A 14,622-nucleotide genomic window follows, 5' to 3' on the forward strand; every position below is an offset into this window, starting at 1 on the left:
CGGCCCGCCGCGGCTCTTCCGCGGCCCTTTCGCGGGGCCCCGGACCTGCTGGGCCCCGGGGCCGGCGGGCGGTCCCACCATCCGGTGCCGCCCGTCTCGCCAGTCGGACGAGCTGTCTCGGAATACCGGGGCGGCATGACACTGTTGGCGTAGCAGAGCCACCTCGGTGGCGGAGCAACAAGCCACAAGAGGTTGGCCCAGGCCACCTGAACCGACGACCATCGGAGTCCCCGTGTCGCTGCCACCCCTGGTCGAGCCGGCCGCCGAGCTCACCGTCGACGAGGTCCGCAGGTACTCCCGCCACCTGATCATCCCCGATGTGGGCATGGCCGGGCAGAAGCGGCTGAAGAACGCCAAGGTGCTGTGTGTCGGCGCCGGCGGCCTGGGCTCGCCCGCGCTGATGTACCTGGCCGCGGCCGGTGTCGGCACGCTCGGCATCGTCGAGTTCGACGTGGTGGACGAGTCCAACCTCCAGCGGCAGATCATCCACGGCCAGTCGGACATCGGCCGCTCCAAGGGCGAGTCGGCGCGGGACTCCGTCAAGGAGATCAACCCCTACGTCAACGTGATCCTCCACGAGGAGCGCCTCGACAACGACAACGTCATGGAGATCTTCTCCGGCTACGACCTGATCGTCGACGGCACCGACAACTTCGCCACCCGCTACCTGGTCAACGACGCCGCGGTGCTGCTCGGCAAGCCGTACGTGTGGGGTTCGATCTACCGCTTCGACGGCCAGGCGAGCGTGTTCTGGGCCGAGCACGGCCCGTGCTACCGCTGCCTCTACCCGGAGGCCCCGCCGGCCGGCATGGTCCCGTCCTGCGCCGAGGGCGGCGTGCTGGGCGTGCTCTGCGCCTCCATCGGCTCGATCCAGGTCACCGAGGCGATCAAGCTGCTGGCCGGGGTCGGCGAGCCGCTGGTCGGCCGGCTGATGATCTACGACGCCCTGGAGATGACCTACCGCCAGGTGAAGGTCCGCAAGGACCCGAACTGCGCGCTCTGCGGCGAGAACCCGACGGTCACCGAGCTGATCGACTACGAGGCCTTCTGCGGCGTGGTGTCGGAGGAGGCGCAGGCCGCCGCCGCCGGTTCGACGATCACCTCGAAGCAGCTCAAGCAGTGGCAGGACGACAAGGAGGACATCTTCCTGATCGACGTCCGCGAGCCCGGTGAGTACGAGATCGTCAACATCCCCGGCGCGGTGCTGATCCCGAAGAACGAGTTCCTGATGGGCGACGCCCTGGAGTCGCTGCCGCAGGACAAGAAGATCGTGCTGCACTGCAAGTCGGGCGTGCGCTCGGCCGAGGTGCTGGCCGTGGTGAAGGCGGCCGGCTTCGCCAACGCCGTGCACCTCGGCGGCGGCGTGCTCGGCTGGGTGAGCCAGATCGAGCCGCACAAGCCGGTTTACTAGGCCTGACGTACCAGGCCTGACGCGCGAAGGGCCCGCCGTTCCCGGCGGGCCCTTTCGCATGCGCGGACCTACAGCGCGCCCTTGCGCTGGAGCACGTTGTAGGAGATCCAGCCGGGCAGCACCGGCAGCCAGAAGGTCAGCGCGCGGTAGAGGAAGACCGCCGGGGTGGCGACCGCGGCCGGCACGTCGGCGAAGGTCAGGGCACTGATCAGGGCCACCTCCACCGGGCCGATCCCGCCGGGTGTGGGGATCGCGGAACCGGCCGCGTTGGCGGTCAGGAAGACCACCGCGACCGCCGAGAAGCTGATGCTGCCGCCGAAGGCCTGCACCGAGGCGTCCAGGCAGGCGGTGAACGACAGGGTCAGCAGCAGGATGCCGCCGAAGCCGGTGATCAGCTTCCTGGGGGTCTGCATCAGGTCGAGCATCCGGGGCACCACGCCGAAGAACAGCGAGCGCAGCCGGTTCAGCACGAACCGCCGCAGCGGGGCGACGGCCGCGACCACCAGGGCGAGCACGGCGGCGGTCAGCACCCCGATGATCACCGCCCGGGAGGCAGAGAGGTCGCCGTTGGTCTGGCTGCCGGTGATCAGGCCGAAGCTGAACAGCAGCAGCAGGTGCCCGGCCAGCCCGGCCAGCTGGGAGGCGCCGACGGAGGCGACCGCCTGGCCGGAGCGGATGCCGGCCTTCTGCAGATAGCGGGTGTTCAGCGCGATGCCGCCGATCGCGGCGGGCGCGACCAGCTTGACGAAGGACCCGGCCAGCTGGGCGGCGACGGTGCGCCGGAACGGCAGCTTCTCCGGGACGAACCCGGTCAGGCTCATCGAGGCGGCCACGTAGCTGAACGCGGCGCCGGCCAGGGCCACCGCAGCCCAGGCCCAGTCCATCTGGGAGAGCTTGAGCTGGGCCGGCTTGATGGTGGTCAGGGCCAGATAGGCGGCGAAGGTGAGCGCGATCACCATGATCAGGCTCTTCGGCTTGAGCCGTTCCAGCTTGGCCGTCTCGGTCGGTGCCTCGGGGGCGATCTGGAGGATCTGGCCGCGGAGCCGGCTGAGCAGGTCCTCGCCGGCCGCCGCGATGTCCTCCTCGGCCTGCTGCTGGGTGCGCTCGCCGGCGGCGACCTGCTCCAGCGCCCGGGCCCGGGCGGCGGCCTTGCGTTCCCTGGTGAGCTTCTTCAGGTCGACCCTGGTGGAGCGGCTCATGCCGACCGGCTGGAGCAGCGGCAGCGCCTGCGCCACCCGCTCGGCGCCGAGGACGGCGTTGGCGGTGGCGACCGCCCGCTCCGGGCCGATCCGCAGCGCGAAGGTGGTGAGCAGCTGGGCGATGTCGATGCGCAGCGTCAGATCGGTGGCCGCGATGTCGCCGCCGGAGAGGTTGACCAGGCAGGCCGCCTTCTCGTCGACGACCAGCAGCGACTCGCCGGTGAGCCGGCGGTGGGCGATCCGGCGCTCGTGCAGGGCGGCGACCGACTCCCAGAGCGAGGCCATCACCTGGTCGGTGACCTCCCCCTCGCCGAGGTCGTCCAGGATGCGGCCCTCGACGTTCTCGTAGACCAGGATCGCGGCGTCCGGACCGAGCTCGGAGGTGGCGACCAGCTGCGGGGCGCGGGCGCCCGAGGCGGCCGCCGCGTAGGCGATCAGCGCCTCCTGCTCCAGGGCCTGGCGCAGCGACTGGGGGCTGCGGCGGACGGCCACCGAGCGCAGCCGCAGCCGCCGCCAGGCGCGGTAGAAGAAGCCGGAGGCCTGCTGCTCGCGGTCGATGATGTGGACGTCCAGCGGCGGGCCGCTCTGCTGGGCGACGTAGTAGCGGCGGGTGCCGCCGGGCGCGTCGGGAGCGCGGTGGGCGCTGGCCGGGGTGAAGCCGACCTTGCGCAGGCCGATCATCAGGTGCTGGCCGGTGGGCCGGATGTTCGGCGAGCCGATCGCGTACAGCGTGCCGTAGGCGACGGACCAGCCGATCAGCACGGTGAGCAGCAGGGACAGCGGGGTGGTGTAGCCGCCGAGCAGCTCGGTGATCCCGCTGAAGATCACCACCACCCAGAGGGCGACCCGCCAGCGCGGCCGGCTCGACATGCCGACCGCGGTCATATAGGCGATCACCGGCGCCAGATAGCCGTGCACCGGGTCGGTGAGGGTGCCGTTGCTGTCCAGCGGCAGTCTGGTGAGGGCGTCCCGGATGTGATCGGAGGCGCCCTCGGCGACCCACCAGTCGATGCCCAGCGAGACGCCGTAGGCGAGCACCGAGGCGAGCACACCGTCGGCGACCCGCAGGCCGTCGCGTTTGATCAGCCGCTCCACCGCGAAGGCGAGCGGGACGGCGAGCACCGCGACGCTGGAGACCAGGCCGGTGATGGTGGAGAGCACCGGGGAGAACCGGGGCGCGTTGGAGGCGATGTCCAGCTCGATGCCGGTGGTGGTCGAGGTCGCGACGCCGGCCAGGACGAACACCGCGACGATGCCGAAGACGCCGGCCAGGAAGCGGATCAGATCGGACGGGCGGTGCGCCCGGGCGGCGAGCAGCGGCTCGTCCACGTCCAGGTGCGGGGTGTCGTCCAACGGCTCGTGCGGCCCGTGCGGCCCGGCCGGTTCGTACGGTGCGGGCGCCGGCCCGGGGGCGGGCTGCTGGGCCGGGACACCGGTCGTCGCCGGCTCGGGTGCGGGCCCGGGCAGCCCGGCCTCGGGGCCGGTCGGCTGGGGGGTCTTGATCGTCCGGTCCTTGATCAGGGAGACTTCCGGTGACGGCTCGGCGGCGCTCTCGCCGCCGGGACGTGCGGGCACGGCGTCGGCGGACTCGTCGGAGTCCTCGTCCACGCCCACGTCAGCCGTCCCGGTCATCTGGTCTTGTCCTCGTATCACCACTCACCGCCCCGAAGATGGTGGCATGCCTCGGCGCCCCGTGCTGGACAGGGGGCGGATCGGGCGCGGCGGATCGTCCACGACGGACCTCCCGGGCGCCCGGATGGGGAAGAATGCCGCAGGTGACGGACGCTACCGACGACGGCGGCCACGACGCGCTGCCACCCTTCGCCGAACTGGTGCTCGACCTGACCGAGCGGATTCCACCCGGCCGGGTGATGACCTACGGAGACGTCGCCGAATACCTCGGCCAGGGCGGACCCCGCCAGGTCGGCCGGGTCATGGCACTCTACGGCGGCGCCGTGCCCTGGTGGCGGGTGATCCGCGCGGACGGCCGGTTCCTGCCCGGCCACGAGCACCGCGCCCTCGCCCACTACGGCGAGGAGGGCACCCCGCTGCGCGAACTCGCCGACCCGCCCCGGGTCGACCTGAAGCGGGCCCGCTGGGACGGCCGGTGACCCCGGACCTTCCCGGAACCGGGTGCGCGGACGGGAATGACGGGGCAGGATCGTAGGCTCGATACGGGCGGGCCCCGGGCGGGCCCGTCCGACGTTGCCCGCAGCACAACCCCCAGGAACTCCGTGACCTCCCCCTACCGTCTGGTGCGCAGCCCCCTCGCCCAGCCCGCCCCGCCCGTGCTGGACGAGTACCAGCGCGCCGTGGTCGAGCACACGGGCGGCCCGCTGCTGGTGCTCGCCGGGCCCGGGACGGGCAAGACCACGACCCTGGTGGAGGCCGTCGCCCGGCGGATCGAACGCGGCACCGACCCCGAGCGGATCCTGGTCCTGACCTTCAGCCGCAAGGCCGCGATGGAGCTCCGCGACTGGATGTCCGGCCGGCTCGGGGCCTCGGCCGCCGCCCCGCAGGCCACCACCTTCCACTCCTTCTGCTACGCCCTGCTCCGCGCCCACCAGGACCCGCAGGACTACGCCGAGCCGCTGCGGCTGCTCTCCGGCCCCGAGCAGGACGTCATGGTCCGCGAGCTGCTGGCCGGCGGCGCCGAGGACGCCCGCCTCGCCGCGTCCGACGACGGCCCCGCCACGGGCGGCCGGATCGGCTGGCCGCTCGACCTGCGCGCCTGCCTGACCACCCGCGGCTTCGCCGACGAGGTCCGCGCGGTGCTCGCCCGCAGCCGCGAACTGGGCCTCGGCGAGGACGAGCTGCGCCGCTTCGCCGAGGGCGTCCAGCGCCCCGACTGGGCCGCCGCCGCGCACTTCCTCGCCGACTACCTGGACGTCCTCGACCTGCGCGGCGTCCTCGACTACGCCGAACTCGTCCACCGCGCCGTGCTGCTCGCCGAACGCGCCGAGGTCGGCGAGGACCTGCGGCAGCGCTACGAGGCCGTCTTCGTCGACGAGTACCAGGACACCGACCCCTCGCAGGTCCGGCTGCTGCGCCGGCTGGCCGGCGGCGGGCGGGAGCTGGTCGCCGTCGGCGACCCCGACCAGTCGATCTACGCGTTCCGCGGCGCCGACATCAACGGCATCCTGGAATTCCCGCAGACCTTCCGGCGGGCCGACGGCGGCCCCGCCGAGGTCAAGGTCCTGCGGGTCTCCCGCCGCTCCGGCGCCGTCCTGCTCGCCGCCTCCCGCGAACTCGCCCGGCGGATGCCGATGGGCCGGCTGCCCGCCGACAAGCTCGCCCAGCACCGCGCCCTGCTGCCCTCCCGCGAGGGCGGCCGGGTCGAGGTCTACACCTACCCCACCCCCGGCACCGAGCTGGACTCCATCGCCGACCTGCTCCGCCGCGCCCACCTGGAGGACGGCGTGCCCTGGGGCGAGATGGCCGTGCTGGTCCGGGCCGGCGGCCGTTCCATCCCCGGCGTCCGGCGGGCGCTCAGCGCGGCCGGCGTCCCGCTGGAGATCGACGGCGACGACCTGCCGCTGCGCGAGGAACCCGCCGTCGCCCAGCTGCTGCTCGCCCTCAGGGTCTGCGCCGAGCAGGCGGTCCGGCAGGCCGCCCGGGACCGGCACGACCACGAGGAGGAGACCACCGCCGACCTCCACACCACCGACCCCCTCACCACCGAGCTCGCCCACACCCTGCTCACCGGCCCGCTCGGCGGCATGGACGGCTCCGACCTGCGCCGCCTCGGCCGCGCCCTGCGCGAGGAGGAACGCGCGGTGCTGCGCGCGGCCGACCTGCCCGCCGCCGCGCTGCGCCCCGCCGAGGAACTGATCCGCGAGGCCCTGGCCGAGCCCGAGCGCCTCGTCGCCCTCGACCCCGCCTACGCCCGCCGCGCCCGCGACCTCGGCACCCTGCTGCGCAAGGTCCGCGAACGGCTGGCCGGCGGCTGCACCGCCGAGGAGGCCCTCTGGGACCTCTGGGACGGCAGCCGGCGCTGGCGCGAACGCCTGGAACGGGCCGCCCTGCGCGGCGGCGCGGCCGGCCGCAACGCCGACCGCGACCTGGACGCGCTCTGCGCCCTGTTCGAGACCGCCGCCCGCGCCGAGGAACAGGTCACCGGGCACCGCGGCGCCCTCGACCTGCTCGCCGAGCTGGAGGCCCAGGACATCGCCGCCGACACCCTCACCGTGCGGGCCGTCCGCCCGGAGGCTGTCCGGCTGATGACCGCCCACCGCTCCAAGGGCCTGGAATGGCGCCTCGTCGTGGTCGCCGGTGTCCAGGACGGCCTCTGGCCGGACCTGCGCCGCCGCGGCTCGCTGCTGGAGGCCGACCGGATCGGCCGCGACGGCCTCGCCGAACCGCTCTCCCCGGCCGCCCTGCTCGGCGAGGAGCGCCGGCTCTTCTACGTCGCCGCCACCCGGGCCAGGGAACGGCTGATCGTCACCGCCGTCAAGGCGCCCGCCGAGGACGGCGACGAACCCTCCCGCTTCCTGCGCGAGCTCTACCGCGAGGAACTCGACCCCAGAACCGGCCGGGTGCTGCGCCGCACCCCCCAGGTCACCGTCGAGGACATCACCCACCGCCCGCGCCGCCCGCTCTCGGTGCCCGCGCTGGTCGCCGAGCTGCGCGCGGTCACCGTCGACCCGGCCCGCTCGCCGGAACTGCGCCGCGCCGCCGCCGAACGGCTCGCCACCCTCGCGGCCGCCGCCGACGAGGACGGCCTGCCACTGGTCCCCGCCGCCCACCCCGAACGCTGGTGGGGCCTGGACGACGCCACCGCCGCCCCCGACCCGCTGCGCGACGCCGGCCTGCCGGTGCGGCTGTCCGGCAGCGGCCTGGAACAGCTGGAGAACTGCTCGCTCCAGTGGTTCCTGGACAAGGAGGTCAAGGCGCGCGGCGCCGGCTCCGCCGCCCAGGGCTTCGGCAACGTGGTGCACGCCCTCGCCGACGAGGTCGGCTCCGGCCGCACCCCCGCCGACCTCGCCGTGCTGATGGAGCGGCTGGACACGGTCTGGGACGCGCTGGCCTTCGACGCCCCCTGGAAGTCCCAGCAGGAGAAGACCGAGGCCCGCGCCGCCCTGGAGCGCTTCCTCAACTGGCACGTGCTGGAACGCGGCCGCGATCTCGTCGCCACCGAGCACGGCTTCGACGTCAGCCTGGACGTCGGCGGCGTCTCGGTACGCATCCGCGGCTCGATGGACCGGGTCGAGAAGGACGACGCCGGGCGCGCCTACGTGGTCGACTTCAAGACCGGCAAGCAGATCCCGACCGACAAGTCGCTGCCCGAGCACAAGCAGCTCGCCGTCTACCAGCTCGCCGTCCGGGCCGGCGCCCTCAACGAACTGCCCGGCTTCGACGACCACCCGCCGCAGACCGGCGGCGCCGAACTGGTGCACCTGCGCGAGCCGTCCGCCAAGGCCCTGCCCGACGCGCCCAAGGTGCAGCGGCAGGACCCGCCCGAGGGCGAGCCCTGGATCGAGAACCTGCTCGCCGACGCCGCCGGAAGGGTCCTCGCCGAACGCTTCGTCCCGCAGACCGGCAGCGGCTGCGACCGGTGCTCGTTCCGCCGCAGCTGCTCCGCCCAGCGGGACGGCGCGCAGCTCGTCGAGTAACCGGCCGGGGAGCGCCGGGGCCGTTCGGGTGAGGGACTGTCCGCCCGTCCGGTTAGCGTTGGGGGGTGACCGCCGTGCTCAGCCGCCCCGACCAGCTCAAGGACCTGCTGGGCATCCCCTTCAACCCGGAGCAGATGGCGGCCATCGGCGCCCCGCTGGAACCGGCCGTCATCGTGGCCGGCGCCGGCTCCGGCAAGACCACCGTGATGGCCGCCCGCGTGGTCTGGCTGGTCGGCTCCGGCGCCGTCCGGCCCGAGGAGGTGCTCGGCCTCACCTTCACCAACAAGGCCGCCGGCGAACTCTCCGAACGCGTCCGCGCCGCCCTGCTGCGCGCCGGCGTCGCCGAACCGGACGAGGAGCCACTCGGCGAACCCGAGATCTCCACCTACCACGCCTTCGCCGGCCGGCTGCTCAAGGAGCACGGCCTGCGGATCGGCATCGAGCCCGACGTCCGGCTGCTCGCCGACGCCACCCGCTTCCAGCTCGCCGCCAAGGTGCTGCGCACCGCCCGCGGCCCCTTCCCGGCGCTCACCGGCACCTTCGCCAACCTGGTCGCCGACCTCACCGCCCTGGACGGCGAACTCGCCGAGCACCTGGTCGAGCCCGCCGCCCTGCGCGCGTACGACGAGGAACTGCTCGACACCCTGGCCACCGCCAAACTCACCAACGACGACCTCAGGGCCGTCCCCGGCACCGCCCGGGCCCGGCTGGAACTGCTGCGCCTGGTCGAGGAGTACCGGCGCCGCAAGGCCGCCGCCGGGCTGATGGACTTCGGCGACCAGATAGCCGCCGCCGCCCGCCTCGCCCAGCAGCGGCCCGAGGTCGGCGAACTGCTCCGCGGCCAGTTCCGGGTGGTCCTGCTCGACGAGTACCAGGACACCTCCGTCGCCCAGCGGCTGATGCTCGCCGGGCTCTTCGGCGCTGGCCCGGACGGCGCCGGTGGCGGCCACGCCGTCACCGCCGTCGGCGACCCCTGCCAGGCGATCTACGGCTGGCGCGGCGCCTCCGTCGCCAACCTGGACGACTTCCCCCGGCACTTCCCGAAGGCCGGCGGCACCCCGGCCGCCCGGTACGCGCTCAGCGAGAACCGCCGCAGCGGCGGCCGGCTGCTCGCCTTCGCCAACGAGCTGGCCGCGCCGCTGCGCGCCATGCACGCGGGCGTCGAGGCGCTGCGCCCGGCGCCCGGCGCCGAGCAGGACGGATACGTCCGGGCCGCGCTGCTGCCCACCCACGCCGCCGAGATCGACTGGCTGGCCGACTCGATCGCCCACCTGGTGCGCACCGGCACCGCGCCCGGCCGGATCGCCGTGCTCTGCCGGGGCGGCGCGGCGTTCCCCGACATCCACGCGGCGCTGGTCGCCCGCGAGGTGCCGGTCGAGGTGGTCGGCCTCGGCGGACTGCTGCAACTGCCCGAGGTGGCCGACCTGGTCGCGGTCTGCGAGGTGCTGCAGGACCCGACCGCCAACGCGGCGCTGGTCCGGCTGCTGATCGGCCCGCGCTGGCGGATCGGCGCCCGCGACCTCGCCCTGCTCGGGCGCCGCGCCGCCGACCTGGTCCGCACCGCCCGGCCCGAGGGCGTGGAGGCGCTGGCCGCCGCCGTCGCCGAGACCGACCCCACCGAGGTGGTCTCGCTCGCCGATGCGCTGGAGACCTTCCTGGACGCCGACCAGCCCGACGAACTGCCGTTCTCCCCGGAGGCCCGGGTGCGGTTCGCCCGCCTCGCCCGGGAGCTGCGCGAGCTGCGCCGCTCGCTCGCCGAGCCGCTGATGGACGTGCTGCACCGGGTGCTCGCGGTCACCGGCCTGGAGGTCGAACTCGCCGCCTCGCCGAAGGCCCTGGCCGCCCGCCGCCGGGAGACCCTGCACGCCTTCCTGGACGTCGCGGCGGGCTTCGCCGACCTGGACGGCGACCCGGGCCTGCCGGCCTTCCTCGGCTTCCTGCGCGCCGCCCAGCAGTACGAGCGCGGCCTGGACAGCAGCCTGCCCGGTGGCGAGGACACCGTGAAGGTGCTCACCGCCCACAAGTCCAAGGGCCTGGAGTGGGACGTCGTCGCCGTCCCCGGCCTGGTCAAGGGGGCGTTCCCGTCCTCGGCCCCGCGCGAGCGCTGGACCAGCACCAAACGGGTGCTCCCGCACGCGCTGCGCGGCGACGCGGCCACCCTGCCCGACGTCCGCGGCGGCTGGACCGGCAAGTCGATGACCGCGTTCAGGCAGCAGCTCGCCGAGCACTCCGCCACCGAGGAGCTGCGCCTCGGCTATGTCGCCTTCACCCGGCCGCGCTCCCTGCTGCTGGCCTCCGGCCACTGGTGGGGGCCGACCCAGAAGACCGTCCGCGGCCCGTCCGCCTTCCTGGAGGCGCTGCGCGCCCACTGCGAGCGGCCCGGCGCGGGCGAGACCGAGCACTGGGCGGAGCAGCCCGCCAAGGGGGCGGAGAACCCCGCGCTGGCCGCCCCGGTGGAACGGCCCTGGCCGCTGCCGCTGGACCCGGCCGCCCAGCACGCCCGCCGCCGGGTCGCCGAGGTGGTCCGCCGCCGGCTGGCCGGGCAGCCGGCCCCGGAGCCGGAGCCGATGGGCGTCGAGGACCGCCGCCAGGTGGAGTCCTGGGACCGCGACCTCACCGCGCTGCTCGGCGAGTTGGAGCGCTCCCGGCGTGGCGTCCGGGAGGTGCCGCTGCCGCCCGCGCTCTCCGCCACCCAGCTGCTGCGGCTGGCCGCCGATCCGGACGGCTTCGCCCACGACCTGGCCCGCCCGATGCCGCGCCCGCCGCAGCCCGCCGCCCGCCGGGGCACCCGCTTCCACGCCTGGGTGCAGGCCAGGATCGAGCCGCTGCTGCTCATCGGGCCGGGCGCGCTGCCGGGCGCGGACGACGACGGGATCGAGGACGAGCAGGACCTGGAGCGCCTCAAGGAGGCGTTCCTGCGCACCCCGTACGCGCACCGGACGCCGTACCGGGTCGAGGCGCCGTTCCAGCTGGTGCTGGCGGGTCGGGTGGTGCGCGGCCGGATCGACGCGGTCTATCGTGAAGGTGACGGCCGGTCAGAATCCGGTGCGGCGTCACGCTACGAAGTGGTGGACTGGAAGACCCATCGCGAGGAGACCGCCGACCCGCTCCAGCTCGCCGTCTACCGGGTCGCCTGGGCCGAACAGTTGGGCGTTCCACTGGAGCAGGTCACGGCGTCGTTCCTGTATGTCCGCAGCGGCCGGATCGAACAACCCGCAGGACTTCCCGACCGAAAAGAGTTGGAACGGCTCCTGATCGGGAACAGTGAAGAATGAGTCACAGAGAGCAGTCAAGTCATCACGGCATCGCGCGAAACCTGTGCGTCGTGCACGTTTCGCGCCTATTGTGGGGTCGGTAACCGGTCAACCCCCGTGCTCCGGCCGCCAGCGAGGCCCGCATTCCCTAACCCTCAGTCATCGCCGCAGGTGCCCCCGGCATCGGCGTCTTCTGCTGGAGAGACCGAAGTTGAGCGCGACCGGATGGATCAGAGAGCGGTTCGCCGGGCCGGCCCCGGGGCCCGCGGCCGGTGCGACCGGCACCTGGCCGAGAACGGCGCTCGCGCTGCCGTTCATCGGCATGACGCTGGTCGTCGTCCTCGATTACATCAGCAACACCGCGGTGACGGTCGAACCGGCCCTCACCGCCGTCCCCGCGCTGGCCGCCGTGGTCAGCCGACGCACCTGGTACCCGCTCGCCATCGGCGCCTGCACCGAGGCCGGCGCCTTCCTGATGGCCTTCCACAACGATGTGCTCGGCGAGTCCGTGCACAGCGCCACCGTCTTCGCCATCCTCCTGGTCGCCGCGATCGGCTGGGTCAGCGCGACCCTGCGGCTGCGCCAGGAGGAGGCGCTCGCCGACGCCCAGCTGGTCGCCTCCATCGCCCGCCGGGTACTGCTGCGGCCCGTCCCCGAACGGGTCGGCACGGTGCGCGCCGCCGTCCACTACGAGGCCGCGGCCGCCCACGCCAGGATCGGCGGAGACCTCTACGAGGTGGTCAACACCCGGCACGGCGTCCGGGCGGTGGTCGGTGACGTGCGCGGCAAGGGGCTCGGCGCGGTGGAGACCGCCGCCGCCGTGCTCGGCGCCTTCCGCGAGGCCGCCCACCAGGAGTCCGCGCTGGACCGGGTGGCCGGCTGGCTCGCCGTCAGCCTCGACCGCGCGCTGCACGAGAACGACCACCCCGGTGTGGAGGAGGAGTTCGTCACCCTGGTGCTGATCGGCGTCCGGCCCGACGGCACCGCCGAGATCGTCAACTGCGGCCACCCCTCACCCCTGCTGCTGCGCGGTACCGAGCCCGTCCGGCCGCTGGAGCTCGCCGAGACGGTGCCCCCGCTCGGCGTCCTCGACCCGGCCGACGTCCGGCCGCCCGTGCACCGGGTCCCGCTGCTCCAGGGGGACCGCGTGCTGCTCTTCACCGACGGCGTCATCGAGGCCCGGGACCGCTCCGGCGCCTTCTACCCGCTCGCCGACCGGCTGCCGCGGCACGCGGACGGCCGGCCCGCCGAGGTCCTGCGGCGGCTGCACGAGGACGTCGTCCGGCACGTCGGCCGCCAGCTCGGGGACGACGCCGCGATGCTGCTGCTCCAGTACGATCCCCCGCCGGCCGCCGGAGCCCAGCTGCCGCACCAGAACGGGCTGCTGACCCGGCGGTAGCTTCCTGGGACTACAGCGACACCGCCACCACCAGCGGCCGGTGGTCGGAGACCGCCGCCCGCGGTGCGGCCGCCGGACCCACCGCGGTGCGCGGCACGCCCACCGCCAGCACATGGTCGAACTGCACGGCCGGCCGGTGCGAGGGATAGGTGGGCGTGCGCGCCAGGTCGTGCCAGCCCTGGAGCCGCGCCCGCGGCTCGCGCACCCGCCGCCGGCGCGGCTCCACCAGCCGCGGCCGGGCCCGGCGGGCCGCCCGCAGCTCGCGCACCCGCGCCCGGGGCGCGGTCCGGTCCAGCGCGGTGGCCCCGCCGAGCACCGTCCGGGGCACCGCGCCGATCAGGTTGAAGTCGCCCAGCACCAGGTACGGCCCCGGCAGGTCGGCGATCCAGCGCCGGATCCCGGCCAGCTGCGCCATGTTCCAGCCCGGGACGAACGACAGGTGCGCGGCCACCACCGTGAACGGCCCCCGCTCGCCCTCCAGAACCGCCGCCACCGCCGCCCGCGGCTCGTCCGGGACGGGCGTGAGCCCGCGCCGCCCGGCCACCCGCAGCGGCAGCCCGAACGGCGCCGGGGCGAACCGGCGGGCCCGCCAGTGGCGGACCGGCAGCCGGGTCAGCAGCGCGGTGCCGTACGAGGGCGGGGCGCCGTCGCCGACCTCGCCCGGCCCGTACACCTGGAACTCGGGGGCGGACGGCTCCGGGAGCCAGCCGGCCACCGGCGCCGGGCGGCCGTGCAGCGCCGCCGCGAACCGCCAGTCGGCCGCACCCATCGCCTTGGCGGCGACGGCGGCCTGGTCGGCGCCGCCCGAGCGCGACTGGTGCCGGTCCACCTCCTGAAGGGCCAGCACGTCGACGTCCAGCGCGGCCACCGCCTCCGCCAACGGCCCTCCGGGGTCGGCCGGGTAGGGCAGCGGGGTGCCGTCCGCCGCGAGCGGCTGACCGTGCAGCAGATTGAAGGTGGCGATGCGCAACTGGCTCACACCGCACGACGGTACCCGCTCGCCGGGGGAGGGGCGCCGCTTGAGGCCGCCGGGCATACCGGGTATACATACTCGGTATGTCCATCCGTCACGGTCTGCTCGCCCTGCTCGACCAGGGCCCCCGCTACGGCTACCAGCTGCGCACCGAGTTCGAGGCGCGCACCGGTGCCACCTGGCCGCTCAACGTCGGCCAGGTCTACACCACCCTGTCCCGCCTGGAGCGCGACGGCCTGGTCGAGCCCGCCGGGGAGGACGAGGAGGGGCACCAGTTCTACGCCGTCACCGAGGCCGGCCGGGCCGAACTGCGGGCCTGGTTCGACACCCCGGTGCCCCGGACCAACCCGCCGCGCGACGAACTGGCGATCAAGCTCGCCATGGCGGTGACCGTCCCCGGGGTGGACGTGCCCGCCGTCGTCCAGGGCCAGCGACGCCACAGCATCAAGGCCCTCCAGGACTACACCCGGCTCAAGGGCCGCGCCCTGGCCGGCGAGACCCGCCCCGGAAACGCCGGAAGCCAGGGCCGGTCCACCAGCCCCGGCGCCGACCTCGCCTGGCTGCTCGTCCTCGAACAGCTCATTTTCCAGACCGAGGCCGAGATCCGCTGGCTCGACCACTGCGAGACCCGCCTCGCCCAGCAGGCCGAGATCGAACAGGCCAGAGCCGCCGAGGCCCGCGAGACCGAGACCAGGACCACCCGCCGCCCCGGCCGCCGGCGGACCAAGGCCTGAACCCGTGCCCCGCAGCACGGGCCGGGGGCCGGACCGCGGC

Annotated in this window: 8 protein-coding genes; 6 read left to right on the plus strand and 2 right to left on the minus strand. The window is 74.5% G+C overall.

What is annotated here, in order from left to right; translation table 11 throughout:
* Positions 1 to 232: 232 nt before the first annotated feature.
* The gene (moeZ, locus tag ACIO5D_RS13985) at positions 233 to 1,411 is read left to right on the plus strand and encodes an adenylyltransferase/sulfurtransferase MoeZ (protein ID WP_363610895.1); all 1,179 of its coding nucleotides are present in this window, start codon (positions 233 to 235) and stop codon (positions 1,409 to 1,411) included.
* Between the two features lie 68 nt (positions 1,412 to 1,479).
* Here the strand turns inward: moeZ and ACIO5D_RS13990 are convergent, their stop codons facing one another.
* Positions 1,480 to 4,242, minus strand: coding sequence for a lysylphosphatidylglycerol synthase transmembrane domain-containing protein (locus ACIO5D_RS13990; protein WP_363610897.1), 2,763 nt, complete (start codon positions 4,240 to 4,242; stop codon positions 1,480 to 1,482).
* 134 nt (positions 4,243 to 4,376) lie between these two features.
* Between ACIO5D_RS13990 and ACIO5D_RS13995 the strand changes: the two genes are divergently transcribed.
* From ACIO5D_RS13995 to ACIO5D_RS14010, 4 genes are all read left to right on the plus strand, one after another.
* Positions 4,377 to 4,721, plus strand: coding sequence for an MGMT family protein (locus ACIO5D_RS13995; protein WP_400655130.1), 345 nt, complete (start codon positions 4,377 to 4,379; stop codon positions 4,719 to 4,721).
* Between the two features lie 36 nt (positions 4,722 to 4,757).
* Positions 4,758 to 8,222: an ATP-dependent helicase gene (locus ACIO5D_RS14000; protein WP_400795222.1), complete on the plus strand. Its 3,465-nt coding sequence runs from the start codon at positions 4,758 to 4,760 to the stop codon at positions 8,220 to 8,222.
* Positions 8,223 to 8,287: 65 nt separating this feature from the next.
* Entirely contained in the window at positions 8,288 to 11,497 is a 3,210-nt protein-coding gene (locus tag ACIO5D_RS14005) for a UvrD-helicase domain-containing protein (RefSeq protein ID WP_400655134.1), read from the plus strand.
* Between the two features lie 190 nt (positions 11,498 to 11,687).
* The gene (locus ACIO5D_RS14010) at positions 11,688 to 12,875 is read left to right on the plus strand and encodes a PP2C family protein-serine/threonine phosphatase (protein ID WP_400655136.1); all 1,188 of its coding nucleotides are present in this window, start codon (positions 11,688 to 11,690) and stop codon (positions 12,873 to 12,875) included.
* 10 nt (positions 12,876 to 12,885) lie between these two features.
* On the opposite strand, the gene ACIO5D_RS14015 is transcribed toward ACIO5D_RS14010, so the two are convergent.
* Complete coding sequence (locus ACIO5D_RS14015; protein ID WP_400655138.1) at positions 12,886 to 13,854, minus strand: endonuclease/exonuclease/phosphatase family protein; 969 nt, start codon at positions 13,852 to 13,854, stop codon at positions 12,886 to 12,888.
* Positions 13,855 to 13,931: 77 nt separating this feature from the next.
* Here ACIO5D_RS14015 and ACIO5D_RS14020 point away from each other — a divergent pair, with 77 nt between their 5' ends.
* Positions 13,932 to 14,582 (plus strand): PadR family transcriptional regulator, encoded by a 651-nt coding sequence (locus ACIO5D_RS14020; protein WP_363610909.1) that lies wholly within the window; start codon positions 13,932 to 13,934, stop codon positions 14,580 to 14,582.
* The last annotated feature ends 40 nt before the right edge of the window (positions 14,583 to 14,622 follow it).

It is taken from the genome of Kitasatospora sp. NPDC087315 (assembly GCF_044744345.1).
In the GTDB taxonomy this organism is placed as follows: domain Bacteria; phylum Actinomycetota; class Actinomycetes; order Streptomycetales; family Streptomycetaceae; genus Kitasatospora.

Coding starts and splice junctions, on each gene's coding strand:
- ACIO5D_RS13995 (WP_400655130.1), top strand. CDS start 4,377: ATGCCGCAGGTGACGGACGCTACCGACGACGGCGGCCACGACGCGCTG.
- ACIO5D_RS14000 (WP_400795222.1), top strand. CDS start 4,758: ATGACGGGGCAGGATCGTAGGCTCGATACGGGCGGGCCCCGGGCGGGC.
- ACIO5D_RS14020 (WP_363610909.1), top strand. CDS start 13,932: ATGTCCATCCGTCACGGTCTGCTCGCCCTGCTCGACCAGGGCCCCCGC.
- ACIO5D_RS13990 (WP_363610897.1), bottom strand. CDS start 4,242: ATGACCGGGACGGCTGACGTGGGCGTGGACGAGGACTCCGACGAGTCC.